Raw genomic sequence first — 22,483 nt, 5'->3', positions numbered from 1 at the left:
GAAGACCTATTCCGGTCGGGCGTCCGTGCTCTCCATGCGCGAGGCAGACGAGACCACCCGCGAGCGGATCCGGGCGGCGCTCGCCGAGGAGCCGGCCACCCCGAGCGAACTCGCCGCCCGGTTCGACCTCACCCCCTCGGTCGCGCTCGCCCACGTCGAACACGTCGCCCGGTCGGCCGAGGGCAATGGCGAGACGGTGATGGTCGCGCCGCCTGCGTGTACGGACTGCGGGTTCGACGGCTTCGACGACCTCCTGAATCGTCCCTCCCGGTGTCCCGACTGCAAGAGCGAGGCCGTCGCCGAGCCACGGGTGACGATCGGGAGCGAATAGACCGATGGCGACAGCGCTATTTACCGCGGCGGAGAGGAAGCCGGTAGGAACGCGAGCGACTCACATGACGACGACCACACCGACCCCACCCGATCCCGGGCCCGACGGAAACCGTGCGGCCCTCGTCGCCTCGCTGCTCGACTGGCTCGAGACGCGAGACCGGACGCCCGCGGAGCTCTCGCTCGTCCTCGATACCGTCTCGAACCGGCGCCGGCGGGTCACGATCGACGCCCTTCGAGCCCACGGCGAGGCGCTGACGCTACCCGACCTCGCCGAGGAGGTCGCCGTACGCGAGTTGGATCGCCCCCTGACCGAGATCGAGCCAGAAATCGTGACCGAGATCTACGCCTCGATCTACCACGATCACCTGCCGCGAATCGAGGACGCCGGGCTCGTCGCCTACGAACAGGAACGCGACCTCGTGGTGCCGGCCTTCGACTAACCGAACTTGCCGGTGATGTAGTCCTCGACCCGGTCGTGTTCGGGGTTCTCGAAGATCTCGTTCGTGTCCCCGGCTTCGACGAGTTCGCCGCCCGTGAGGAACACTGCCGTTTTATCCGAGATCCTGGCTGCCTGCTGCATGTTGTGGGTGACGATGACGACGGTGTACTCCTGGGCCAGTTCCTCGACCAGATCCTCGACCTTGGAGGTGGCGACCGGATCGAGTGCCGACGCGGGCTCGTCCATCAGGAGGACTTCGGGGTCGGTCGCGATGGCGCGGGCGATACACAGCCGCTGTTGTTGGCCCCCCGAGAGGTCCAGCCCGGATTCGTCGAGGCGGTCCTCGACCTCGTCGATGAGGGCCGCGCGCTCGAGGGCGGTGTGGATCCGCTCGTCGATGTCGTCGGTCTTGCCCTGGACCTCGAGGCCGTAGGCGACGTTGTCGCGGATCGATTTGGGAAACGGGTTCGGTTTCTGGAACACCATCCCGATCTTTCGCCGGAGGGCGACCGGATCAACGTCCTCGTCGTAGACGTTCTTGCCCCGAAAGAGGAGGTCGCCCTCGACGCGGGCGACGTCGATGAGGTCGTTCATCCGGTTGATCGACCGGAGGAAGGTGGACTTCCCACAGCCCGACGGACCGATGAGGGCCGTCACCCGGTGTTCGGGAATCGTCAGGTCGATCCCCCGGAGGGCCTGCTCGTCGCCGTAGAAGACGTCTAAGTCCCGGGACTCGATGACGGTCTCGGCCCCGTCCGTGGCTCCCGACCGCTCGGGGTCGTCGTCGGTTCTCGATTCCGGTTCGGAGCGATCGGCCATCCCCGTGACTGCCCCCTGACCGGCGCCATCCGAGCTCATTGGTTCGACGTTGGGCCGCCCCAAGTTACCTGTTCCGGATCACTCCAGAAGTCGGTCGTCGCCCTCGAGGGCGTACAGGGTCCGGCCGGCGACGTTGACCGCGTGGTCGCCGACCCGTTCGATGTCGCGGACCACCAGCAACGTCCCCAAGACGGCGTCAAACGGCTTCCCGTCGCCCGCCTCGTCCCCGGAGCCGCGAGTCGTCTCCAGGAGGTGCCGGAGGACCCGGTCGGTGACGGCCCCACACCGCTCGTCGAGTTCGTCGTCGCGGTCGGCGATCGCGGGGCACGCCCCGGCGTCGCGGGCGACGAACGCCTCGATCGCACGCTCAAGGAGTTCGAGCGCGAGCGCCCCGATCCGCTCTACGTCGGCGTCGACGGTCGCGACCGCGGGCCTCGCCCCCAACGCGTATCCCGCGAGGTTGGTCGCGAGGTCGCCGACCCGTTCGAGATCGGTGACGATCGCGAACGCCGCGACGATCCGCCGCAGGTCGGAGGCGACGGGCTGGTGGAGGCGAATCAGGTCGAGACACTCGCGCTCGATTGCGAGGTACCGACGATTTACCTCCCGGTCGCGCTCGATCACCGCCTCGGCGAGGTGGGCGTCTCCGGTAAACAGCGTCTCGATGCCGGTCGCGAGTCGATCGCGGACGAGGTCGCCCATCGCGACGACGGCTTCCTCCATGCGCTCGAGACGGGGCCGGTATCGCTCGCGGGCCATCCCTATCCGAACTTGCCGGTGATGTAGTCCTCGACCCGGTCGTGTTCGGGGTTCTCGAAGATCTCGTTCGTATCGCCGAACTCGACGAGTTCGCCGCCCGTGAGGAACACTGCCGTTTTATCCGAGATCCTGGCGGCCTGCTGCATGTTGTGGGTGACGATCACCACCGTGTACTCCTCGGCGAGGTCGGCGATGAGGTCCTCGACCTTGGAGGTCGCGACCGGGTCCAGCGCCGACGCGGGCTCGTCCATCAGGAGGACGTCGGGATCGACCGCGATGGCGCGGGCGATACACAGCCGCTGTTGTTGCCCGCCCGAGAGCTCGAGTCCCGACTCGTCGAGGCGGTCCTGGACCTCGTCCCACAGCGCGGCGTCTCGCAGCGCGCGCTCGACGCGATCGTCGATGTCGTCGGTCTTGTCCTGCACTTTGAGGCCGTAGGCGGCGTTGTCGTAGATGCTCTTGGGGAACGGGTTGGGCGACTGGAACACCATCCCGATCCTCCGCCGGAGGGCGACCGGATCGACGCCCTCGTCATAGACGTTCGTTCCCCCGAAGCGGAGCTCGCCCTCGACGCGGGCGCTGTCGACGAGGTCGTTCATCCGGTTGATCGTCCGGAGGAACGTCGACTTTCCACAGCCCGACGGACCGATCATCGCGGTGACCCGGTTTTCCGGGATCTCCATGTCGACGCCCCGGAGCGCCTGGACGTCGTCGTAGAAGACGTCCACGCCCCGGGACTCGATGATCGTCCGCCCGGGGGTCGAGTGCTCGTCCGAGTCCTCGGTCGTCACCGACGTCTCGATGAGCCCGCCGGTCTCGCCGCTCGCTTCCGCGGCATCGATCCGTTCGTTCCGACTCGGCTTCCCGTCGTCTGGTACGTTTCTGGCCATGGTATCAACTCTCTCGCTGGTACTTGTTCCGGATGAGGATCGCCGTCCCGTTCATCATCAACAGGACGACCAGCAGCGTCACGACGCCGGCGGCGAGGACGCCGTAGCGAAACTCCGGCTGGATCTCCGAAGACCACGAGTAGATCTGGCGGGGCATCGCGCTGAACCGGGAGAAGAAGCCGTTCGGCGGCGTCCGGACGCTCGCGGCCGCCCCGATCATCAACAGGGGCGCGGTCTCGCCGATGGCCCGCCCCAACGCGAGGATCGTCCCGGTGAGCGTCCCCGGAAGCGCCCGCGGGAGCACGACGTTGCGGATCGTCTGCCACTGGGTCGCACCCATCCCGTAGGAGGCCTGTCGCAGCGAGTCGGGCACCGCCCGGATCGCCTCCTGGGCGGAGATGATGACGATCGGCAGGATCAACAGCCCGACCGTGAACCCGCCGACGATCACCGTTCCGTTGCCCAGATCGAACGTCCGGACGAAGATCGCCAGCCCCAGGAGCCCGTAGACGACCGAGGGCACCCCCGCGAGGTTGCCGATGTTGATCTCGACGAGCGTGACGAACGTCCCGAGCGGCCCGGAGTTCGGGGCGTACTCCTCCAGATAGATGGCCGCCCCGACGCCCACGGGGAACGCCGAGACGACGATTACGACGAGCATCAGGATGCTGCCGACGAGCGCGGGGTAGATGCCGGCGTCGGCGGGCGACCGGGAGGTCGCACTCGTCAGGAACCCCCAGTCGAGCCAGGGATCCGGCCCGGCGAACCCGACCGTCTCGACGACGAGGGCACCGACGAGCGTTCCCGCGACGACGACGACCGGGAACCAGAGGCCGGCGAGGCCCGCACGCTCGCGGACGACGCCCTCGAGGTAGACGCCGAGCGGGAGGAGCGTCGTCGTCGCGAGCACCACCCAGTGAGCGGCGTCGATGCCGACCGTCGGGGCGACCAGCGCACCCACGAGGGCGACGGCGCCGGCCGCCGCGACCGTCTCCAGACGGCCCCGGTCGTCCTCGCGGCGCCGGGAGACGATGCGCCCGAACGCGAACGCGACCGGGAGGGTGAGCGAGACGACGAGCAATAGCCAGTCGAGCGGGAGGACGGGCAGGGAGGTGAACAGCTCCGGGACGCCCGGGAGGAGTTTCGGGGTGGAAAACGAGAGGGTGAACAGCTCCGTCCCCGTCAGCGGCGTCGCGAGCGTCCGATCGACCGAGAGGGCGGGAACCCCGAAGATCGCCACCAGCGGGGCGACGATCAGGACGGCCAGGCGCTCGAGCGCGGCGTACGGCCGGAGTCGGCGGTGGAGTTCGATCGCCCCCGCGGCGGCGACGAGCGCCAGCGCGAGGCCGAACCAGTCGGCGACGGAGACGACCTCGAGGAAGACGACGACGATCCCCGCGCCGACGAGCAGGCCGACGACCGGGAGCCCGAACGTCGCGTAGGCCACCTCGCCGGCCGGTCCCTCGCGGGTGTAGCAGTAGGCCGCGACCGAAAGCGAGGGGACGACGAGCGTCAGGAAGAAGACGAGGTGCCAGCCGGGGTCGGCGCTGAGCGGGCGGACCGCGTCGTTGACGACGTACAGCAACAGGACGCCGACCATCAGCAGTCCGAACACCGTCGCGCCGAGGGTGACGGCCTCGAACAGGGTTCCCCGAAGGCGGCTGACCTCCTCCGTTCCCGTCATCCCGGCCGATTCGGGCGGTTCGGCCGGTTCGGCGGTGCCGCCCGCCATCAGGCACACCTCCGATCCGTCCCGTCTACGCTCGCGGTCATTGGTACTCCTCCCGATGCCGTGCGGCGATCGCGTTGCTGAGTAGGTTCATGGCGAACGTGATGGCAAAGAGGGTGAGCCCGAGGGCGAACATGCTCTTGTACGTCGGGGAGGCCGCCCCGACGTCGCTCGTGACGGCCTGGACCATCGCCGAGGTCATCGTCTGGCCGGACTCGGCGAGGCTCCCGACGGGATCGGTCAGGTCGAACATCCGGGGGCGAAGCCCCATCGCCATCACGACGATCATCGTCTCGCCGATCGCGCGGCTGAGCGCGAGGATGAACGACGAGAAGATGCCCGAGAGGGCGGCGGGGACGACGATACCGGTCGAGACCTCGTACTTCGTCGCGCCCAGTCCGTAGCCGGCCTCCCGGAGCGAGTCAGGCACGGCGCTCATCGCGTCCTCCGACAGCGAGGAGACCATCGGGATGATCATGATACCGACCATAATCGAGGCGCTGAGGACGTTGAACGTCCCCAGATCGAGCCCGAGGCCCCGAAGGAAGTCGGTCAGGTAGATCAGCGCCAGGTAGCCGTAGACGACGGTGGGGATCCCCGCGAGGATCTCGAGTCCCGGCTTCAACACCGACCGGGCACGCGGACTCGCGTACTCGGAGAGGTAGATCGCCGACGCGACCCCGATCGGGATCGCCACGAGCGCCGAGACGGCCGTCACCAGCAATGTGCCAGTGACCAGTGGCAGGACGCCGAACTGGTCTCTGGCGGTCACCCACGTCGTTCCGGTGAAGAAGTCGACGGGGTCGACCATCCCGAAGAACTCGACTGCGTCGACGGCGAGCGCGACGACGATAGTCACCGTCACGACGACCGACAGCGCCGCACAGAGGAACAGTACGAGACGGTACACCCGCTCGCGTGCGACCCGACTCCGCTCGCCGCCGGTCAGTTGCAAACGCGTCGACTCCGTTCGTATCTGGTCGTCCATGACGTATAATATATGAGTGGTCTAACTGATAGCGGGCGCTCCGATCAGCTCCCGGTGATCTCCTCTAAGGTACTGAGGTTCTCGTCGCGCAGATCGGTGCTGGCGGGGACGTAGCCGATCTCGGAGACGCGGTCGGTCTCGGAGTTCTCGATATAGAAGTTCAGGAACTCGGCGACCTCCGGGCGCTGAGCGGACTCCTCGCTCGCGTAGATGAACAGCGGGCGAGCCATCGGGTAGTCGCCAGACTGGGCGTTCTCAAGACTCGGTTCCGTACACTCGCCGTCCTCTGACTCGCGAACCTCGACGGCCTTCACCGAGTCGGAGTTCTCGCTGTAGTAGGCGTACCCGAAGTAGCCCATCGCGTACTGGTTGTCCTGGATCCCCTGGACGATGAGGTTGTCCTCCTCGGTGGGCTCGTGTTCGGCGGTGTGTTCGTAGTCCTCCCCGATGACGTTCTCGTTGAACCAGTCGTAGGTCCCCGAGGTCGAGGCCGGGCCGAACAGCGCGATCTCCTCGTCGGGCCAATCATCGCGGACGTCCGACCAAGTCTGTGCGCGGTCGTCGCGCCAGATCTGTGAGAGTTCGTCGAACGTCATGCAGTCGACCCAGTCCGCGTCGTTGTTGACCGCCACCGTCAGCGCGTCGCTGGCGATCTGGAACTCGACGGGTTCGACGTCGTTGGACCCGCAGTTCTCGGTCTCCGCCTCCTGGATCGGGCGCGACGCGCCGTTGATGTCGGAGTCGCCCGGACAGAAGTGGTTCTCGAAGCCGCCGCCGCTCCCGGTCGAGTCGACCGTGACGTTGACGTCGGGGTACTCCTCCATGAACAGCTCGGCGAACGAATCGGAGACGGGGAACACCGTCGAACTCCCCGTGATGATTACCTCGCCGGAGAGGTCCTCTGAGCCGCCGTTTCCGTTCCCGTTGCCGGAGTCGTTGCCACTGCCGTTGCCATTGCCGTTCCCATTTCCGTTTCCGTTACCATTACCGTTCCCGCCGTTTCCGCCGTTTCCGCCGTTCCCGCCGTTTCCGCCATTACCGTTCCCGTTCCCGTTTCCGTTACCATTGCCGTTCCCGCCGTTTCCGTTCCCGTTGCCGTTGCCGCCGTTTCCGTCCCCGCTCGCATCGTTTTCCGAACAACCGGCGACCGACAGCACGCCGGCGACCCCCGTCGTCGCGATGAATTTCCGCCTCGAGACGCCCCCGATCGAACGGCCGTTGTCTGCCGTCATCACCCGGATGGTTCGGAGGGTCGTAGAAATACGATGCTATGACCCCTATATATTCGACTGTAGGGATATGTCCCGATACGTACAGCGCAGTAGATCGCCTATATCCGACGATTACGGGGAACGAGAACTGTAGTGCCGATCGGTAGGCGATCGATGGTCGGCGGACTATAGAGGCCGTGAAGGGGGAACTACTGGTACCGGTTCCTGACGAGGATCGCCGCGGAGTTGATCGACAGCAGAACGACCAGCAGCGTCACCGAGGCGGCGGCGACGACGCCGTACTGGAAGGCGGTGTCGGGGTAGGAGGCCCAGGTGTAGATCTGCATCGGCATCGCGCTGATCTTGCTGAAGAGGCTGTTTGGCACCCCGAAGACGGTCGTCGGCGCCCCGATCATGATCAGCGGCGCGGTCTCGCCGATCGCCCGCCCGAGCGCGAGGATGGTTCCCGTCATGATCCCCGGCAGGGCCTCGGGGAGGACGACGTTGCGGATCGTCTGCCACTTGGTCGCGCCCATCCCGTAGGAGGCCTGGCGCCGCGAGTCGGGGACCGCTCGGATCGCCTCCCGGGCGGAGATGATGACGATCGGCAGGACGAGCAGGGAGACGGTGAAGCCGGCCACGAGCAGCGTGCCGTAGCCGATATCGAGCAGCGTGACGAACAGTCCCAGCCCCAGTAAGCCGTAGACGACCGAGGGAACGCCCGCGAGGTTCGCGATGTTGATCCGGACGAACCGCTCTACGGGTCCGTCGCCGGCGTACTCCTCGAGGTAGACCGCGGCGCCGACGCCCAGCGGGAAGGTAACGAGGGCGATCACGATCATGAGGAAGATCGAACCCACGAGCGCGGGGTAGAAGCCGGCCTCGTAGGGGTCGGGGTGGGGCGGGCTCGTCAGGAACTGCCAGTCGAGCCAGCCGACGGCGTCTCGCGTGACGTAGACGAACAGGATCCCGAGCGCGACGATGCCGACGAGCGTCGCTGCCAGCGTGAGGTACTCGAAGGCGACGTCCTTGCTCCGGCTGATCCGCCCGAACGAGTGGTCGTCCCCCGTATCGGCGGCCATCAGCGGTACACCTCCCGATAGCGCGAGGCGACGAGTTCGCTCAGCAGATTCATGACGAAGGTGATGGCAAAGAGGGTGAGCCCGACGGCGAAAAGGCTCTTGTAGGCGATCGACTGGCCCGTGACGTCGCTCGCGCCCAGTTGGACCATCGCCGCCGTCATCGTCTGGACCGACTCGAGGAAGACCCCGGCGGGATCCGTGAGATCGACCAGCCGCGGGGTCTGGCCCGCGGCGATCGTGACGGCCATGGTCTCGCCGATCGCGCGGGAAAGCGCGAGGATAAACGAGGAGACGATCCCCGACAGCGCCGCGGGGACGACGACCGACGTCGAGACGGTGAACTTCGTCGCGCCCAGCCCGTAGGAGGCCTGCCGGAGGTCGTCGGGGACCGCCGACATGGCGTCCTCGCTGATCGAGGAGACCATCGGGATGATCATGATGCCGACGACGATCGAGGCCGACAGCGCGTTGAACGTCGAGACCGGCACGAGGGCGTCGATCGCGGGCGTGATATAGACCAGCGCGAGGTAGCCGTAGATCACCGTGGGGACGCCCGCGAGCACCTCGAGGGCCGGCTTCAGGATCGACCGCGCCCGGCCGCTGGCGTACTCCGAGAGGTAGATCGCCGTCAGGAGCCCGATCGGCAGGGCGATCAGCGCCGAGCCGAACGTGATGACGAGCGTGCCCGTGACCAGCGGGAGGACCCCGAAGCTCACCGGCTCGTTCGTCGGCGTCCACCGCGTTCCCGTGAAGAACTCGATCGGCGACACCGCCGAGAAGAACTCGACGGCGTCCGCGAGCAGCGTGAGGAGGATCGCCGCGGTCGTCAGGATCGAGACGGCCGCACACACCGCGAACACGACGCGGACGACCCGGCCCCGCATCGACCGGGCGCTGTCGTGACCGAGTTCGAGACCGCTCATCCGGTCACCTCCGCGACCGCCTCCTCTAAGCGTTGGAGGTTCTCGTCGCGGACCTCCTCGGTGATCGGGACGTAGCCGACCTCGGAGACGATGTCGGTCGCCGCCCGTTCGATGAAAAAGCGCACGAAGTCCCGTACCTCCGGTTCGGCCAAGGACTGCTGTGCGGCGTACGTAAAGAGCGGCCGGGCGAGGGGCGTGTACTCGCCGTTCATCGCCGTCTCGAGGGAGGGAGAGACACAGCCGTCGCCGGCGTCGATCGCGACGGCCTTGATCGAGTCGGGGTTCTCGCTGTAAAACGAGAATCCGAAGTAGCCGATCGCGTGCCGGTTGCCCTGGACGCCCTGGACGATCGTCCGGTCGCGCTCGGTCGCGTAATAGTTGCTGCGGTGGTTCGCGTCCTCGCCGATGACCGCCTCGACGAAGTAGTCGAAGGTGCCCGAGGTCGTGTCGGCGCCGTAGAACTCGAACTCCTCGTCGGGCCACTCCTCGCGGACGTCGCTCCACCGCTGGGCGCCGTCGGCCCGCCAGATCTCCCGGAGTTCATCGACGGTCAGACAGTCGATCCAGTCGGCCTCGGGGTTGACGACCACCGTCAGCGCGTCGGTCGCGACGGTGAACTCGATCGGCGTGATCCCGTTGTCGCCACACTGTTCGATCTCGCCCTCCGAGATCTCGCGGCTGGCGTTGTTGAGGTCGGTCATCCCCGGACAGAAGAAGTTCGAGAACCCGCCGCCGCTCCCGGTCTGGCTGATCGAGACGGTGACGTCCGACCGCTCCTCGTCGAACGCCGCGGCGATCGCCTCCGCGACCGGGAAGACGGTGCTGCTTCCCGCGATCGCCACCTCCCGCGGGTCGCCGCCGACCGCCGCGATCGGGTTCGACCCGAGACACCCCGAGAGCCCGGCGGTCGCCCCCGCGCCCGCGACCGCCAGAAACCCCCGGCGCGACACCCCGCGGCCGCCGCCACTCGTCGGCTCGCGTACCATCGTCCATCTATTGAGGACACCCTATCTAAATGTCCTACTATGATGTCTATATAGATCTACGTTGGCCAACCGTTGGCGCACGATATCTCCGGACCGATACCGAGACACTGATCGACTAATCACAAGAGAGAGCGGCGTTTCAGATCCGACCTTCCCTCTCTATAGCTTGTCGTAGATTTATATTCCTGGAGTCGAAACGGCGCCACATGGAGACGCGCAAGGTCCAGGTGACCGGCGGCTCGACGTACACCGTCTCGCTCCCGAAGTCGTGGGCGACCGACAACGCGGTCAGCGGCGGGACGACCGTCGAGTTCTACCCCGAGGACGACTCGCTGGTGCTCACCCCCGAGAGCGACGCCGACCGCCAGCGGGGCACCTTGGACGTCACGAACCTCGAGGGCGAGCGGCTCACGCGTGCCGTGATGACGATGTACGTCAGTGGCTTCGACGTCATCAGCCTGGAGGCCGGCCGGATCACCACCGACCAGCGACGCGCGATCCGGGAGGCGACCCAGGGACTCGTCGGCGTCGAGGTGTTAGAGGAGACGACCGACAGCGTCGTCATTCAGGACCTACTCGACTCCTCGGAGCTCTCGATCGTCAACGCCGTCACCCGGATGCGCCTGATCGCGGGCTCGATGCTCGAGGACGCCGTCACCGCCCTCGTCGAGGACGACGACGACATCGCGAGGGACGTCATCGAGCGCGACGACGACGTCGACCGCCTCTGGCTGGTCGTCTCCCGGATCTTCCGAGCGACGCTCCGTTCGCCCCGTGCTGCCGAGGAGTTGGGTGTTCCCCGGGAGGACTGCTTCGACTACCACTCGAGCGCCCGCCAGCTCGAACGGATCGCCGACCACGCGGTCAAGATCGCCACCCTCGCGCTCAAGCTAGAGGAGATCCCCGAGGAGGTCGCCGAGGCCCTCGTCGCGCTCCGCGAGGACGCCTTCGACGTCCTCGAGAAGTCGATGGACGCACTGTTCGCCGAGGAGAGCGCGGAGGCGACCGAACTCGGCCACGCCGCCCGCGAGGCGATCCTCGAGATTGACGAGCACGCACGCGCGATCGACGAGATGCTGCGCGAACTCGACCCCATCCAGGCTCAGTCGCTGGGGCTGATCGTCGACTCGTTGTCGCGAAGTGCCGACTACGGGGGGAACGTCGCAGAGACCGCCCTCCAGAAGGCCGCGCCCCGGCCCTGATTCGCGCCGCTCGCGCTCAGTACGTCCGCGCGAAGTAGGCGACCTCCTCTGCGTGGTCGCCACAGACCCCACACTCCTCGCTCTCGGGTTTCTCGACCTCGCCCGCGGTCTCGCCGCCCTCCGCTTCCAGGGGCTGGAGGACGATCTCGGCGGCCATCTTCTCCTTGATCGCCTCCTCGCAGGCCTCGTCGCCACACCACGGCGTCTTCACGTAGCCGCCGTGGCGTCCGAGGGTGCCCATGATATCCTCCGGGGCATGGGCTTCCCGAACGTTGTCGTCGAGACGTTCCGCTGCGGCGTCGTACAGCTTGTCGTAGATCCGATCGAGATGGTCGTCGACGGCGTCGACGATCCCCTCGCGCCCTTCGACGCCCTCCTCCTTGTCCGGCCGGTGGACGAGGGTGACCTCCTCGTCTTCGACCTCGTAGGGGCCGATCTCGAGTCGCAGGGGGACGCCGTTCAACTCGTGTTCGTTGAACTTGAAGCCGGGATTTCGCTCGTCGCGGTCGTCGAGCTCGACCCGGAACCCGGCCTCCTCGAGTTCGTCGGCGATCGCCGCCGAGTACTCGAGGACCTCCTCCTGGGTGTCTTCCTGCCAGATGGGAACGATGGCGATCTGGGTGGGCGCGACCGTCGGGGGCAGTACGAGCCCCTGGTCGTCGGAGTGAGTCATGATCAGTGCGCCGAGTGCCCGCCACGACAGGCCCCAGGAGGTGGTGTACGCCGTTTGCTCTTCTTCGTCCTCGCCCGCGAACGAGATGTCGAACGCCTCTGCGAAGCTCTGGCCGAGGTGGTGGCTCGTCCCGCCCTGGACCGAGCGCCCGTCGGGCATTAGCGCCTCGACCGTCGTCGTCGTATCGGCGCCGGGGAACTTGTCGTGTTCGGGCTTCTTGCCCCGGAGAACGGGAATGGCGAGCACGTCCTCGTACACCCGCTCGTACTGGCCGAGGCGGGTCCAGACCTCCGCCCAGGCGCCCGCATCGTCGGCGTGGGCGGTGTGGCCCTCCTGCCAGAGGAACTCCTTGGTTCTAAAAAAGGGCTTGGTCTCGGTGGCCTCCCACCGGACCACGGAACACCACTGGTTGAGCCGCATGGGGAGGTCGCGGTGGCTCCGGACCCAGTCGGCCATGAAGGGCGCGATGATCGATTCGCTGGTGGGTCGCACCGCAAGGCGTTCCTCGAGTTCGTCGTGGCCGCCCTGCGTGACCCACGCGACCTCGGGGTCGAACCCCTCGACGATCTCCTTTTCGCGCTCGAGGAAGCTCTCGGGGATGAACATCGGGAAGTAGACGTTGTCGACGCCGGTCTCCGCGAACCAGCCGTCGAGGGCATCCTGGATTGCCTCCCAAAGCGCGTAGCCCCGCGGTTTCGTCACGATGAAGCCGCCCATCGGGGCGTAGTCGGCAAGCCCCGCCTTCCGGACGACTTCGGCGTACCACTCGCCGGGTCTGTGCGATTTGGACTCGGTGATCCCGAGTTCCTGGCTCTCTTGGCTCTCCTCGCTCATACTACCCAGTCCGTCAGCGCAGGCTTAAACGATGCGAAGGTGTGGCGGTCGATGGCGGGGCAATCAGGCAGGTGCAAGCCCCGGTTACAGGGGTCAGGAGCCGAAATCACGGGGTATGTCAGCGAGGTTCACCGACGAGGACGAGGGAAAACCGGTCGTCAACGCCGACGGCGAGAAGGTCGGCATCGTCAAGAGCGTCGAGGGCGGCACCGCCTACGTCGATCCGGACCCAAACGTCGCGGACACGTTCAAGTCCGCGATGGGCTGGGGCGACTCGGGCGAGGACACGTACGCCCTGAAGGAGAGCAACGTCGAAGCGATCACCGACCGGGAGATCCAGGTCCGGCGGCTGTAGGCGGAGCACTGGCAGGTCCCCGTCTTTCGACGACCATCTCCGATAGCCGCGAGTCCGCTCGACTCACCGGGTGAATCCGAGAGGTGGGTTCCGGGATTCGTTCCGAATCCCCGTTACTTCGAGTGTGCCAACCTTTTGCGCTGCGCTCCCTCGCAGTGCTCGGTCGCTCGGCAAAACGTCGATGAAAAGCACGGCGTCACCCCCTCAGCCGCGCCTTTGGCGCGGCTTCGAGGGATTACTCGGCCCGCTCGCTCACTCCGTTCGCTCGCGGCTGTCGGGCTTGCCACCGCCTGTACGTAACGCAGTTCAGCTGTGTGGAAGGAAATCGCTACGGAACATCGAGCGGCGGTCTGCTGGTAGAGGTGAGGATCTCGTGGAACTCGAGGAGACGGTGGTCGACGAGAAAAAAAACTCAGTCCAGCGCGACGGCGTTGACCTCGCCGGTCTGGCCCGGACGCGAGGTGACGCGGGCGCGATCGGCCTCGTCGGTCTCGATGACGGCGCCCTTCGTGATGATGTTCCGCCGGACGTAGTTGGGGTTGGCGTCGTTCTCGACGACGTCGATGATCGTCGCCGTCCGCGTCTCGCCGCCGACGTGGACGTTCGCGACGTCGGTCGCGAGCGCGCGGGTCTTGGTCCCGTTGCCCCGGACGTCGACGGTCTTGAAGCGGCCCTCCCCGACCTGGGTCTCGGTGGGGAGCCGGCCGAGCTGGTGTTTCTTCCGGCTTCGGGTGTCCTTCAGTCGGCCGCCGGTCCGCTTGCGCGTCGAGCGTCCCTGATCCTGCATACCCCCGACGAGGCCGGGGACGTACTTGAATGCAGCCTTTCGACCCGCGCCGCCGCCGGGACCGAGCCGTGAACCACCACGGTTTTGTCTCCCCCGGAGAGTCCTCCGTCGATGAGTCTCCGGGTCGCCGTCGCGGCGCCGTTCGTCCAGAGCGGGAGCCGTAGGCTCCGGGAGAACGAGTTCGTCGTCGCCCTCTCGCTGGATCGCGACTGGTTTTCGCCCGACCAGGCCAAGCGGCTGGTGGACGTCGCCACCGAACGGGGCCTCCTGGATCGGGAGGGAAACGACCTCGAGACCACCTTCGACCCCGCCGAGGTCACGGTTCCGGAGGGGTTCGCCCCCGAGGAGGACCTCCTGCGGGAGCGCTCGCCGTTCGAGCGGGTCTTAGACGCGCTGGTCGCCGAGGGCGTCGAGAAACACGAGGCCGTCGGCGCGATCAACCGGCTCCAGACCGAACTCGGGATCGCCATCGAGGCCGCGGCGGTCGTCTACGCCCGGCGGGAGGGGCTTCCCGTCGAGGAACTCGAGGACCCGGCCCGGGCGGCGGTTCTCGCCGACGGAAGCGATGGCGCCGGGAGCGACGAGGGTTAGTCCCCCTCACCCGAAGACGGGGTATGGTCGAAGGACGGATCACCGACGGCCGCCGGATCGCCCAGCTGCTCGCGAGCGAGATCGAAGGGCACGAGGGCGGCGAACTGGGGGCGCTGTCGGTGGTCGACGCAGCGCCCGACGCAGCGGGGGGCGCCCGCGCGTACGACGTCGCCGACGGGGAGGGGGTGCTCGCGCGGGTGTTCGTCGGCGAGGAGGAGGCCCGACTCGAGTTCGCCCGCGGCGACGAGGCCGTGCGGTCGGCGACGTTCGGCGACCGCGACGACATCGTGGTCCACACCGACGGCGAGCGGACGGTTCTCGAGGTCGGAAGCGGCGCGGCGGTCAAACCCGCGACGCGGGCGCTCGCCGCCGCGGCGGCGTGATCACTCGAGGTCGGCGAGGATCCGGGGGAGGTCCTCGGCGATCCGGTCCCGGATGACGCCGGCGACCGCGCGTGAGTCGGGCGTTTCGCCGCGTTCGTGGACGTGGACGGCGTCCATTCCGGCGCCGACCGCGCCGGTGACGTCCGTCTCGGGGTCGTCGCCGACGTAGACCGCTTCGCCGGGCGCGACGCCGAGGGCGGCGAGGATCGCCTCGAACGCCCGCGGGTCGGGCTTGCCGGCCTCGAGTTCGCCGGTAACGAAGGCGGCGTCGAAGCGTCCTTCCCAGCCGAGCGTCGCGAGTTTCTCGCGCTGGGCGCGGACGGGGCCGTTGGTGAGCAGGCCGACGCGGTACCGGTCGCGGAGGGTCTCGACCATCGTCTCGGCACCGGGGACGGGACCGATCGTCTCGGCGGTGCGCTTGCGGTAGGCCGCCGCGACGGCTTCGGGGTCGGCGTCGCTGTCGGCGAGCAGGTCGGCGAAGATCGGCTCGCGGCTCTCGCGGGTGAGGTTCCGGCCGTGGGCCGCGAGGTACTCCTCGCGGGCGATCGCGGGGGCGTCGGCGCGTTCGACGGCCTCGGCGAGGACCGTCTCCCGGTCGCGGTCGGGGACTGCGAGGGTGTCGTCGAGATCGAACACGACCGCGGTGGGCATGGACGGGGGTTGGGACGGTGCCGGCTTGAAGCTGTCCCCTCTCGGACGGCCTCCGAGAGCCGGGACCGGCGAACCCTCAGTCGTCAGTCGGAGTTCCCCGTAGCCCCTCGGAGAGCCGCGGGACGACCCGCTCCTCGATCCGGCCGGCGTACCCCATCAGCGTGGTGCCGAGGACGCTCATCACGAGCACGTAGCCCACCGCGAAGGCGTTGATCGCGTTGGCAGTGTCACTCGCGAGCCCGCTTCCCGCGCCCGCGATGGCGACGCTCGCGATGATCAACGAGAACTCCCCGCGGGTGACCATTCCGAGGCCCACGCGCACGGAACGGCGCTCGTCGAGGCCGTAGATCCGCCCGCCGAGGTAGCCGCTGACGAGTTTCGTCGGCGTCGTCGCGAGGACGGCGACGGCGACGAGGCCGGCGACCCCCGGAAACAGCGCCGGGTCCGTGGCGAGCCCGATCCAGAGGAAGAAGACGGCGGCGAAGACGTCCCGGACGGGTTCGAGGAGCCGCTCGATCTCGGTGACGTGGTCGGTCGAGGCGAAGGCCATCCCGACGAAGAAAGCGGCGACGGCCTCGCTGACGCCGATCGCGAGGGCGGCCCCCGCGATCGGAACCGTGATTCCGAGCGCCCGGAGCACGAGGAACTCGTGGGAGTCGGTGTCGAGGGCGCGCTCGAGGACGGGGGTGGCGTAGTGGACGCCGGCGAGGAGCACGGCGATGAACGCGACCGCGACCGCGACCTCGCCGACGGCCGCGCCGACGTCGCCTCCGCCGAGAGCAAGCGCGGTGGCGACGACGAGGTAGACGGCGATGAAGAGGTCCTCGAAGACGAGCGTGCCGAGCATCGGGTCGGCCTCGTCGTTTGCGATCCAGCCCAGGTCAATCAGGGACTTGGTGATGATCGCCGACGAGGAGATGTAGACGATCCCCGCGAGGAGGAAGGCGGGGAGAAAGGCGCCGAAGAGGAGGTAGCCGAGGGCGAGGCCGGCGCCGAAGTTGATCAGCAGGTCCACCGCTCCCGCCTTCCCGATCAGGTCCCGAGAGGCGAGCAACCGCTCGACGTTGAACTCCAGACCCAGGAAGAAGAGGAGCATCACGATCCCGAGTTCGGCCCCGAGATAGACGAACTCGCTCTCGCCGTCGAGGGCGAGGGCGGCGCCGTGGGGGAGGACGTCGAGCCCCACTAAGGCGGGAAAGTCGATCCCGCCGAGCACGTGGGTGCCCAGAAGCATCCCCACGAGGATGTAGAAGGGGATCACCGACTGGCCGAGGCGAGTCGCGAGGACGCCGACGGCCGCCGCGGCCCCGAAGAGGACGCCGACGTCGATCAGGGCGGTCTCAGCCGCCACGGGCGATCACCCTCCGTCCCACACGAAGCGCCGATTGGAGATCTCTCGCCGGTAGGGCGCCCCTCACCGTTGGGGATCGTCCCCGAGCAGCGCCTCGAAGGCCGTACAGCTCTCGCGGTCGCCGACGACGACGAGCGTGTCGCCGGCCTCGATGACGCTCTCGGGACCCGGCGGGGCGACGACCTCGTCGTCGCGCTGGATCGCGACGACCGAGACCCCCGTCTCCTCGCGGACGTTTACCTCCCCCAGGCTCCGGCCGGCGAGCTCCGCGTTGGGAGCGACGTTGTACCACTCGAGGAACGTCTCCTCGGAGAGCATCGTCTCGACGCGGTCGCTCGTCACCGGCTGGAAGTACGCGCCCTCGAGGATCGTGCCGACGGTCCGGGCGAGGCGGTCGGGTAACTCGAACAGCTTCTCGCCGTCGGCACCCTCCTCTGCCTTCAGGTAGACCTCGCGTTTGCCCGTGTTGTGGGTGACGACGACGAGGCGCTCGCCGTCCTCGAGTTCGACCTCGTACTTCTTCCCGACGCCCGGGAGGTCGCTCTCGTAGATGGTCATACCCGAACACCGGGCGGGGTAGTAATAAAGCACGTGACGGCGCCCGGCCGCGGGCGCCCGGTCGTGATCGCCCCGTCGCAGGAGACGAGCCCTCCGTTCGTTCCGAAGTCCGTGAATCATCGGCTTTATTTCCGACTGCCGTCTCCCTCTCGCCAGTCACGAATGGCCCGCCGCATCCACGTCGATTACCGTGCGAGCCTCTCCACCCTCGGGACGGTGCTCACCTATCTCTCGGCCGCGCTTCTGTTCCCGACGGCCGTCGCCGTCTACTACGGCGAGAGTCCGCTTCCGTTCCTCGTGGCGCTCGCGGTCGCGGTCACGGTCGGACGGGGCCTCGAGCGTCTCGACGACGAGCCGGAGATGGGCAACCGCGAGGCGTTCCTGATGGGCGCGCTGACCTGGCTCGTCGTCCCGCTGGTGGGCGCTCTCCCCTATCTCGTCGCCGGGTCGGGAACCGTCGCCCATCCGGTCAACGCCCTCTTCGAGAGCATGAGCGGCTTTACGACGACGGGCGCGACCGTCCTGGGAGAGATCTCGTTCGAGCGCCACTCGCGGTCGATCCTCATGTGGCGCCAGCTCAGCCAGTGGCTCGGCGGGATGGGCATTCTGGTGCTGATGGTCGCGATCCTCTCTGAGCTGTCGGTCGGTGGCACCCAGCTCATCCGCCACGAGGCCCCCGGAATCAGAGTCGAGAAGCTCACGCCCCACATCCGCGAGACCGCACAGGTGCTGTGGTCGATCTACGCCGGGTTCACCGTCGGCGCCGTCGTCGTCTACTACCTCCTTCACCTCCTCGGTCTCGCCCCGAACATGACCCTCTACAACGCCGTCGCCCACGCGCTGACGACGCTCCCCACCGGCGGGTTCTCGCCGGAAGCCAGGAGCGTCGAGGCGTTCACACCGATCGTCCAGTGGACGGTGGTCCCGTTCATGATCGTCGCAGGGACGAACTTCGCGCTCTACTGGTACGTCCTCCAGGGCCGGATCGAACGCCTGACCGAGAACGCAGAGTTTCGGCTCTACCTCGCCGCGATGGGCGCCGTGAGCGCGCTCGTCTCCGGGCTCCTGTTCGCCGGGGTCGGCCTCGCGGAGACGCCGACGATCGGGCCGATCCCGGGCAACCTCGAGATCTCGCTGCGCCACGGCGTCTTCCAGGCTGTCGCGGTCGTGACGACGACGGGCTACGCGAGCATGGACTTCAACACCTGGAACGCCTCCGCACAGGTCGCCCTGATGTTCGCGATGTTTCTGGGCGGCTCGGCCGGCTCCGCGGCCGGCTCGATCAAGATCGTCCGCTGGTACGTCGTCGGGAAGTCGATCCGCCGGGAGCTGTTCCGGATCGTCCATCCCGAGGCCGTCCGCCCGATTCGGATGGGCGCCCGCGACGAGGTCGTCGACGAGGAAACCGTCCACAGCATCTTCGTCTTCACTGCGCTCTTCTTGCTCCTGTTTGGGGCCTCGACGCTGTTGCTCTTTCTGGACGCCCACCGGATCGGCCTCGAACTCGACGCCCTGGAGGCGACGAGCGCGGCGATCGCCACCCTCGGCAACGTCGGCCCCGGCTTCGGCGTCGTCGGCCCGATGGGGAGCTACGAGCCGTTCTCGGCGACCGCGAAGCTCTACATGGTCTTTCTGATGTGGATCGGGCGCCTCGAGATCCTCGCGGTGCTCGTGATCCTGACGCCGGCCTACTGGCGCTCCTGATCGGCCAGCCCCTCGATCAGGAAGGTTGCGGAGGCGAGGTTGGTCGCCAGCGCGGTGTCGTGGACGTCACAGATCCGCAGCAGCGCGGAGATGTCGGGTTCGTGGGGCTGGGCCCGAAGCGGGTCCCGGAGGAAGACGATCCCGTCGAGACGGTCGCGGGCGACCTCCGCGCCGATCATCAGGTCCCCGCCGAGGGGACCGGAGGCCTGGGGATCGACGTCGAGGTTCGTCTCCTCGTTGAGCCGGCCGCCGGTGGTTCCGGTCGCGATCAGGTCGTACTCGGCGAGCTGGGCCGCGTGCTCGCGGGCGAAGTCGACCAGGTCGTCTTTCTTCTCGTCGTGGGCGATCAGCGCGACGCGGGTCATATCCGACCTCTCGCGCCGGCGATGGAAACGTTTTCGGCCCTCGACGAGCCACTCGGGGCGATGACCGCCAGGACCCCCTTCTTCGACCGACTGGCCGAGCGCATCGAGCGGATCGACAGCGTCCTCTCGGTGGGTCTCGATCCCGACCCCGCCCGACTGCCCGAGGACCTCCGCGACCGGGACCTGCCACGGTGGGCGTTCAACCGTCGGATCATCGACGCCACACACGAACACGCCGCCGTCTTCAAACCCAACGCCGCCTTCTACGAGGATCCGGAGGGGTGGCGCGCCTTGGAGGAGACGATCGCGTACGCCCACGGGAAGGGGGTTCCGGTCCTGCTTGACGCTAAACGCGCCGACATCGGGAACACGACCCGCCGCTACGCGGATCTCGTCGATCCCGACCGCGACGGACCCGCCGCGGACGCGATCACCGTCAACCCCTACATGGGCGGAGACTCCCTCCAGCCGTTCCTGGCCAACGAGACTGCGGGCGTGTTCGTCCTCTGTCGGACCTCCAATCCGGGCGGCAGCGACCTCCAGGACCTCCCCTTGGAGACGGGCGAACCCGTCTACGAGCGCGTCGCCGCGCTCGCGGACCTCTGGAACGACCACGGCAACGTCGGGCTGGTCGTCGGCGCGACCCAGCCCGAGGAGTTAGAAGAGCTCCGCGAGATCGTTCCGGATCTCCCCTTTCTGGTCCCCGGAATCGGCGCCCAGGGCGGCGACGCCGAGCCTGCAGTCGAGTACGGGCTCGCAGAGGGCGTCGGACTGATCAACTCCTCGCGAGGTATCGTCTTCGCCGGCGACGACGCCGCCGGCGAGGGAGCCGACGCCTACGCCTCCGCGGCCGGCCAGGCCGCGAAACGCCTCAAGAGCCGACTCAATCGTTATCGAGCGTAGTTGGCAGAACGTCGTCGGGGCGTGCTCCGTGTACCGTCGTCGGATGGCGGGCGGAGAAAACGGGTCGAGCGTCGGGCGCACCGACGAATCAGTCGGCGAACTCGACGGTCGGGCTGTTGGGCTGGGCGAGAGTCACGAGGGTGTAGACGGGCGATCGGCGGTAGTAGTCGCCGACGGCCTCCCGCTGCTCGTCGGTGAGGTCGCCCTCGACCTCGATTTCGATCTCCAGGTCGTCGTACATCTCGTCGGCCCGGTCGGTGTCGTGGATGCCAAAGAGCATCCGGAGATCGACGGGCGCGTAGACCGTGGTCGTGACGCCCTCGACCGGAACGCCCTCGCGGATCGCGTTCCAGACGATCGTGCCGTTGATGCAGGCGGTCAGCCCCGCGAGCGCCCCCTCGACCGCCTCGTAGCGGCCGGTCGGATCGAGGTAGCCCAGGGTTTCCTCTAGCTCCGGCGGGAGCCCGAACTCGAGGGTGTGTTCGCGACCTCCGCCCATCTCGTCGCCGCCCAATCCCCAGGGGCCGATGGTCGCTGTCGTCCGGTTTGCGACCGCCTCGGCGTCGCCCGAGGCCCGGAACTCGATGTGACCGTCCTCGGGGTGTTCCTCGAGCCAGTCGATGAACTCGAGGAACTCCTCGACCCGGACGTCGTGTTCGACGCGTTCGTTCTCCGTCCGCCGCGCGTGTGTGCTCATGGTCGGTTCACCGGTGGTACGTAGGCGCCCGAGGGAGATAACCGGCGTTCGCGACCGGGCGGACAGTCCCCTCGGGCGGCGGGTCGCTCCGACCTCTCTCGGACTCGCCGCGGCGATACACGAGGGGTGCGAGATCAGTCGCCGACGACCCGGCCGACGAGCCGGTCGCCCTCGAAGCGGCCGACGACCTCAACGGCGACGGGTTCGGCGGTCGGATCCTCCGGAAGCCGGTCGAGTCCCTCGCAGACGGCGATGTCGGCGGGGCTGGACTCGTTGGGGTGGTCGGCGACGAGGCGGCCCTCGGCGTCGTACTCGAGGGAGAGCTCGAACCGTTCGCCGATCGCCAGCGGTGCCGAAAAGAGGTCCCGGATGGAGGTCATGGCGTCGGTCTCAGAACTGGTAGGTGTCGCCTGCGTCGTCGTTCGGGTCCCTGTCGGGGTCGGGCCGACCGTCGCCCTGGCCGGGGTCGCCGGAGTCGGCCTGGGCCGCACACTCCGCACAGAGCCCGAGATCGCTCTCGTAGTGCTGTTCGCAGGTGAACGTCCCGCAGTTACGACACTGCTCTTCGGCGGGGCGGGACTCACAGATCTGGCACAGCCCACTGACGCTCATGGTCGCCGTACGCGCTGGTCACGTATCAATCCGCGGCCGGAAGACACCGGGGCCGTGAGACTTAGGGTGGTCGCCCCGCTAACGGGGGCGTGGAGTTCGATCGCTCGCCGTTCGTCCTGGGGCTGGCCTCGGTGTTCGCGGGGCTGACCGCCGTACTCGGGATCTTCGGCGTCGTCGGCGCCCAGCCGATCGCGGTCGCGGTCGCGGTCCCGTTCGGGCTGACGAGCTACGTCATGTACTACCACGGCAGCGGGAAACTCGCCCGGGCGGCCGTTCGCCGCGGGGAGCGAGCCGAGCGCGCACGCCGCCGGCGCGCGGCGGGTGCCGGACCGCGGGACCGGGCCGGACCGCGAACCCGCGCCGATCGCCGGGCCCGTGCGGGCGCCGGACGCCGGCGTGGGACCGGCTCCCGGCGCCGGGCGCCCGCCTCGGGACCGACGGCCGCGGAGGCCCGTTCGACGCTCGGTGTGGGAACCGACGCCGGCGAGAGCGAGATCCGCTCTGCCTACCGAGACCGGGTCAAGGAGGTCCACCCCGACCGCGGGGGGGACGAGGAGGCGTTCAAGGACGTGACGGCCGCCTACGACCGCCTCACGGAGTGAGACGCGAAGTGAGGTGTGGTAGCATCCGTCCTGCGGGAGCCTTTTGTCCGCTCGCT

General features: G+C 68.0%; 27 protein-coding genes. 9 read left to right on the top strand and 18 right to left on the bottom strand.

Features of this window, described 5'->3' with window-relative positions; translation table 11 throughout:
* The first annotated feature begins 34 nt into the window (after window positions 1-34).
* Both LCF40_RS01060 and LCF40_RS01055 read left to right on the top strand, forming a co-directional pair.
* Entirely contained in the window at window positions 35-331 is a 297-nt protein-coding gene (locus LCF40_RS01060) for a transcriptional regulator (RefSeq protein WP_114578050.1), read from the top strand.
* A gap of 64 nt (window positions 332-395) precedes the next feature.
* Entirely contained in the window at window positions 396-773 is a 378-nt protein-coding gene (locus LCF40_RS01055) for a DUF7344 domain-containing protein (RefSeq protein ID WP_114578051.1), read from the top strand.
* Here the strand turns inward: LCF40_RS01055 and pstB (LCF40_RS01050) are convergent.
* The 9 genes from pstB (LCF40_RS01050) to LCF40_RS01010 form a co-directional block, all read right to left on the bottom strand.
* Window positions 770-1,630 (bottom strand): phosphate ABC transporter ATP-binding protein PstB, encoded by an 861-nt coding sequence (gene pstB / locus LCF40_RS01050; RefSeq protein ID WP_114578052.1) that lies wholly within the window; start codon window positions 1,628-1,630, stop codon window positions 770-772. The genes LCF40_RS01055 and pstB (LCF40_RS01050) overlap by 4 nt on opposite strands.
* A 39-nt stretch (window positions 1,631-1,669) precedes the next feature.
* Window positions 1,670-2,350 (bottom strand): phosphate signaling complex protein PhoU, encoded by a 681-nt coding sequence (gene phoU, locus LCF40_RS01045; protein ID WP_224827030.1) that lies wholly within the window; start codon window positions 2,348-2,350, stop codon window positions 1,670-1,672.
* Between the two features lie 2 nt (window positions 2,351-2,352).
* Window positions 2,353-3,240, bottom strand: coding sequence for a phosphate ABC transporter ATP-binding protein PstB (gene pstB / locus LCF40_RS01040; protein ID WP_224827029.1), 888 nt, complete (start codon window positions 3,238-3,240; stop codon window positions 2,353-2,355).
* Between the two features lie 4 nt (window positions 3,241-3,244).
* Window positions 3,245-4,972 (bottom strand): phosphate ABC transporter permease PstA, encoded by a 1,728-nt coding sequence (gene pstA, locus LCF40_RS01035; RefSeq protein WP_224827028.1) that lies wholly within the window; start codon window positions 4,970-4,972, stop codon window positions 3,245-3,247.
* A gap of 37 nt (window positions 4,973-5,009) precedes the next feature.
* Complete coding sequence (gene pstC / locus LCF40_RS01030; RefSeq protein ID WP_114578055.1) at window positions 5,010-5,957, bottom strand: phosphate ABC transporter permease subunit PstC; 948 nt, start codon at window positions 5,955-5,957, stop codon at window positions 5,010-5,012.
* Window positions 5,958-6,001: 44 nt separating this feature from the next.
* Window positions 6,002-7,189 (bottom strand): PstS family phosphate ABC transporter substrate-binding protein, encoded by a 1,188-nt coding sequence (locus LCF40_RS01025; RefSeq protein WP_224827027.1) that lies wholly within the window; start codon window positions 7,187-7,189, stop codon window positions 6,002-6,004.
* Between the two features lie 188 nt (window positions 7,190-7,377).
* On the bottom strand, window positions 7,378-8,250 hold the full coding sequence (gene pstA / locus LCF40_RS01020; RefSeq protein ID WP_224827026.1) for a phosphate ABC transporter permease PstA: 873 nt from the start codon (window positions 8,248-8,250) through the stop codon (window positions 7,378-7,380).
* Window positions 8,250-9,173, bottom strand: coding sequence for a phosphate ABC transporter permease subunit PstC (gene pstC / locus LCF40_RS01015; RefSeq protein WP_114578058.1), 924 nt, complete (start codon window positions 9,171-9,173; stop codon window positions 8,250-8,252). Before pstC (LCF40_RS01015) ends, pstA (LCF40_RS01020) begins: the two co-directional genes overlap by 1 nt.
* Window positions 9,170-10,159, bottom strand: coding sequence for a PstS family phosphate ABC transporter substrate-binding protein (locus LCF40_RS01010; protein WP_114578059.1), 990 nt, complete (start codon window positions 10,157-10,159; stop codon window positions 9,170-9,172). The genes pstC (LCF40_RS01015) and LCF40_RS01010 overlap by 4 nt, the downstream gene beginning before the upstream one ends.
* A 206-nt stretch (window positions 10,160-10,365) precedes the next feature.
* Between LCF40_RS01010 and LCF40_RS01005 the strand changes: the two genes are divergently transcribed.
* Window positions 10,366-11,361 carry a phosphate uptake regulator PhoU gene (locus LCF40_RS01005; protein ID WP_114578060.1) on the top strand — a complete coding sequence of 332 codons (996 nt, stop codon included), beginning with the start codon at window positions 10,366-10,368 and terminating at the stop codon, window positions 11,359-11,361.
* A 16-nt stretch (window positions 11,362-11,377) separates the two neighbouring features.
* Here the strand turns inward: LCF40_RS01005 and proS are convergent, their stop codons facing one another.
* Complete coding sequence (gene proS, locus LCF40_RS01000) at window positions 11,378-12,868, bottom strand: proline--tRNA ligase (protein ID WP_114578061.1); 1,491 nt, start codon at window positions 12,866-12,868, stop codon at window positions 11,378-11,380.
* Between the two features lie 115 nt (window positions 12,869-12,983).
* On the opposite strand from proS, the gene LCF40_RS00995 reads away from it, so the two are divergent.
* Entirely contained in the window at window positions 12,984-13,223 is a 240-nt protein-coding gene (locus LCF40_RS00995; RefSeq protein WP_114578062.1) for a PRC-barrel domain containing protein, read from the top strand.
* 412 nt (window positions 13,224-13,635) lie between these two features.
* On the opposite strand, the gene LCF40_RS00990 is transcribed toward LCF40_RS00995, so the two are convergent.
* A complete protein-coding gene (locus LCF40_RS00990; RefSeq protein WP_114578063.1) occupies window positions 13,636-14,010 on the bottom strand; it encodes a 30S ribosomal protein S8e in 375 nt (124 codons plus the stop codon).
* A gap of 111 nt (window positions 14,011-14,121) precedes the next feature.
* On the opposite strand from LCF40_RS00990, the gene LCF40_RS00985 reads away from it, so the two are divergent.
* Entirely contained in the window at window positions 14,122-14,601 is a 480-nt protein-coding gene (locus tag LCF40_RS00985) for a DUF2240 family protein (protein ID WP_224827025.1), read from the top strand.
* A gap of 23 nt (window positions 14,602-14,624) precedes the next feature.
* Window positions 14,625-14,984, top strand: a complete 360-nt coding sequence (locus tag LCF40_RS00980; protein ID WP_114578065.1) for a DUF7993 family protein — start codon at window positions 14,625-14,627, stop codon at window positions 14,982-14,984.
* On the opposite strand, the gene LCF40_RS00975 is transcribed toward LCF40_RS00980, so the two are convergent.
* The 3 genes from LCF40_RS00975 to LCF40_RS00965 all read right to left on the bottom strand — a co-directional run bounded on the left by LCF40_RS00975 (window position 14,985) and on the right by LCF40_RS00965 (window position 17,544).
* Complete coding sequence (locus LCF40_RS00975) at window positions 14,985-15,635, bottom strand: HAD family hydrolase (protein ID WP_224827024.1); 651 nt, start codon at window positions 15,633-15,635, stop codon at window positions 14,985-14,987.
* A gap of 76 nt (window positions 15,636-15,711) precedes the next feature.
* Window positions 15,712-16,986 carry a cation:proton antiporter gene (locus LCF40_RS00970; protein ID WP_224827023.1) on the bottom strand — a complete coding sequence of 425 codons (1,275 nt, stop codon included), beginning with the start codon at window positions 16,984-16,986 and terminating at the stop codon, window positions 15,712-15,714.
* Between the two features lie 63 nt (window positions 16,987-17,049).
* The gene (locus LCF40_RS00965; RefSeq protein WP_114578068.1) at window positions 17,050-17,544 is read right to left on the bottom strand and encodes a cation:proton antiporter regulatory subunit; all 495 of its coding nucleotides are present in this window, start codon (window positions 17,542-17,544) and stop codon (window positions 17,050-17,052) included.
* Between the two features lie 162 nt (window positions 17,545-17,706).
* Between LCF40_RS00965 and LCF40_RS00960 the strand changes: the two genes are divergently transcribed.
* Window positions 17,707-19,248, top strand: coding sequence for a TrkH family potassium uptake protein (locus LCF40_RS00960; RefSeq protein ID WP_224827022.1), 1,542 nt, complete (start codon window positions 17,707-17,709; stop codon window positions 19,246-19,248).
* On the opposite strand, the gene LCF40_RS00955 is transcribed toward LCF40_RS00960, so the two are convergent.
* Window positions 19,233-19,613 (bottom strand): methylglyoxal synthase, encoded by a 381-nt coding sequence (locus tag LCF40_RS00955; RefSeq protein WP_114578070.1) that lies wholly within the window; start codon window positions 19,611-19,613, stop codon window positions 19,233-19,235. The genes LCF40_RS00960 and LCF40_RS00955 overlap by 16 nt on opposite strands.
* Window positions 19,614-19,673: 60 nt before the next feature.
* Here LCF40_RS00955 and pyrF point away from each other — a divergent pair, with 60 nt between their 5' ends.
* A complete protein-coding gene (pyrF, locus tag LCF40_RS00950) occupies window positions 19,674-20,516 on the top strand; it encodes an orotidine-5'-phosphate decarboxylase (RefSeq protein ID WP_224827021.1) in 843 nt (280 codons plus the stop codon).
* A gap of 88 nt (window positions 20,517-20,604) precedes the next feature.
* Here the strand turns inward: pyrF and LCF40_RS00945 are convergent, their stop codons facing one another.
* From LCF40_RS00945 to LCF40_RS00935, 3 genes are all read right to left on the bottom strand, one after another.
* Complete coding sequence (locus tag LCF40_RS00945) at window positions 20,605-21,213, bottom strand: OsmC family protein (protein WP_224827020.1); 609 nt, start codon at window positions 21,211-21,213, stop codon at window positions 20,605-20,607.
* Window positions 21,214-21,347: 134 nt separating this feature from the next.
* Window positions 21,348-21,593, bottom strand: coding sequence for a hypothetical protein (locus LCF40_RS00940; RefSeq protein WP_114578072.1), 246 nt, complete (start codon window positions 21,591-21,593; stop codon window positions 21,348-21,350).
* Between the two features lie 10 nt (window positions 21,594-21,603).
* Entirely contained in the window at window positions 21,604-21,825 is a 222-nt protein-coding gene (locus tag LCF40_RS00935; RefSeq protein ID WP_114578073.1) for a hypothetical protein, read from the bottom strand.
* An 89-nt stretch (window positions 21,826-21,914) separates the two neighbouring features.
* Between LCF40_RS00935 and LCF40_RS00930 the strand changes: the two genes are divergently transcribed.
* Window positions 21,915-22,427, top strand: coding sequence for a J domain-containing protein (locus LCF40_RS00930; protein ID WP_224827019.1), 513 nt, complete (start codon window positions 21,915-21,917; stop codon window positions 22,425-22,427).
* Window positions 22,428-22,483: the final 56 nt, after the last annotated feature.

Source organism: Saliphagus infecundisoli (genome assembly GCF_020177375.1).
In the GTDB taxonomy this organism is placed as follows: Archaea; Halobacteriota; Halobacteria; order Halobacteriales; family Natrialbaceae; genus Saliphagus; species Saliphagus infecundisoli.
Note: the sequence above shows the minus strand (reverse complement) of the source record. Positions and strands in the feature narration are given on the sequence as shown.

Bases quoted from the DNA above. Each gene is read 5' to 3' on its own strand.
- LCF40_RS01010 (WP_114578059.1), bottom strand. From the start codon at position 10,159: ATGGTACGCGAGCCGACGAGTGGCGGCGGCCGCGGGGTGTCGCGCCGG.
- LCF40_RS00985 (WP_224827025.1), top strand. From the start codon at position 14,122: ATGAGTCTCCGGGTCGCCGTCGCGGCGCCGTTCGTCCAGAGCGGGAGC.
- LCF40_RS00960 (WP_224827022.1), top strand. From the start codon at position 17,707: ATGGCCCGCCGCATCCACGTCGATTACCGTGCGAGCCTCTCCACCCTC.
- LCF40_RS01055 (WP_114578051.1), top strand. From the start codon at position 396: ATGACGACGACCACACCGACCCCACCCGATCCCGGGCCCGACGGAAAC.
- LCF40_RS01060 (WP_114578050.1), top strand. From the start codon at position 35: ATGCGCGAGGCAGACGAGACCACCCGCGAGCGGATCCGGGCGGCGCTC.
- LCF40_RS01005 (WP_114578060.1), top strand. From the start codon at position 10,366: ATGGAGACGCGCAAGGTCCAGGTGACCGGCGGCTCGACGTACACCGTC.
- pstA (WP_224827028.1), bottom strand. From the start codon at position 4,972: ATGGCGGGCGGCACCGCCGAACCGGCCGAACCGCCCGAATCGGCCGGG.
- LCF40_RS00990 (WP_114578063.1), bottom strand. From the start codon at position 14,010: ATGCAGGATCAGGGACGCTCGACGCGCAAGCGGACCGGCGGCCGACTG.
- pstC (WP_114578058.1), bottom strand. From the start codon at position 9,173: ATGAGCGGTCTCGAACTCGGTCACGACAGCGCCCGGTCGATGCGGGGC.
- LCF40_RS01025 (WP_224827027.1), bottom strand. From the start codon at position 7,189: ATGACGGCAGACAACGGCCGTTCGATCGGGGGCGTCTCGAGGCGGAAA.
- LCF40_RS00955 (WP_114578070.1), bottom strand. From the start codon at position 19,613: ATGACCCGCGTCGCGCTGATCGCCCACGACGAGAAGAAAGACGACCTG.
- phoU (WP_224827030.1), bottom strand. From the start codon at position 2,350: ATGGCCCGCGAGCGATACCGGCCCCGTCTCGAGCGCATGGAGGAAGCC.
- pstB (WP_114578052.1), bottom strand. From the start codon at position 1,630: ATGAGCTCGGATGGCGCCGGTCAGGGGGCAGTCACGGGGATGGCCGAT.
- LCF40_RS00935 (WP_114578073.1), bottom strand. From the start codon at position 21,825: ATGAGCGTCAGTGGGCTGTGCCAGATCTGTGAGTCCCGCCCCGCCGAA.
- LCF40_RS00980 (WP_114578065.1), top strand. From the start codon at position 14,625: ATGGTCGAAGGACGGATCACCGACGGCCGCCGGATCGCCCAGCTGCTC.
- LCF40_RS00995 (WP_114578062.1), top strand. From the start codon at position 12,984: ATGTCAGCGAGGTTCACCGACGAGGACGAGGGAAAACCGGTCGTCAAC.
- LCF40_RS00975 (WP_224827024.1), bottom strand. From the start codon at position 15,635: ATGCCCACCGCGGTCGTGTTCGATCTCGACGACACCCTCGCAGTCCCC.
- pstA (WP_224827026.1), bottom strand. From the start codon at position 8,250: ATGGCCGCCGATACGGGGGACGACCACTCGTTCGGGCGGATCAGCCGG.
- proS (WP_114578061.1), bottom strand. From the start codon at position 12,868: ATGAGCGAGGAGAGCCAAGAGAGCCAGGAACTCGGGATCACCGAGTCC.
- pyrF (WP_224827021.1), top strand. From the start codon at position 19,674: ATGACCGCCAGGACCCCCTTCTTCGACCGACTGGCCGAGCGCATCGAG.
- pstB (WP_224827029.1), bottom strand. From the start codon at position 3,240: ATGGCCAGAAACGTACCAGACGACGGGAAGCCGAGTCGGAACGAACGG.
- LCF40_RS00940 (WP_114578072.1), bottom strand. From the start codon at position 21,593: ATGACCTCCATCCGGGACCTCTTTTCGGCACCGCTGGCGATCGGCGAA.
- LCF40_RS00965 (WP_114578068.1), bottom strand. From the start codon at position 17,544: ATGACCATCTACGAGAGCGACCTCCCGGGCGTCGGGAAGAAGTACGAG.
- pstC (WP_114578055.1), bottom strand. From the start codon at position 5,957: ATGGACGACCAGATACGAACGGAGTCGACGCGTTTGCAACTGACCGGC.
- LCF40_RS00945 (WP_224827020.1), bottom strand. From the start codon at position 21,213: ATGAGCACACACGCGCGGCGGACGGAGAACGAACGCGTCGAACACGAC.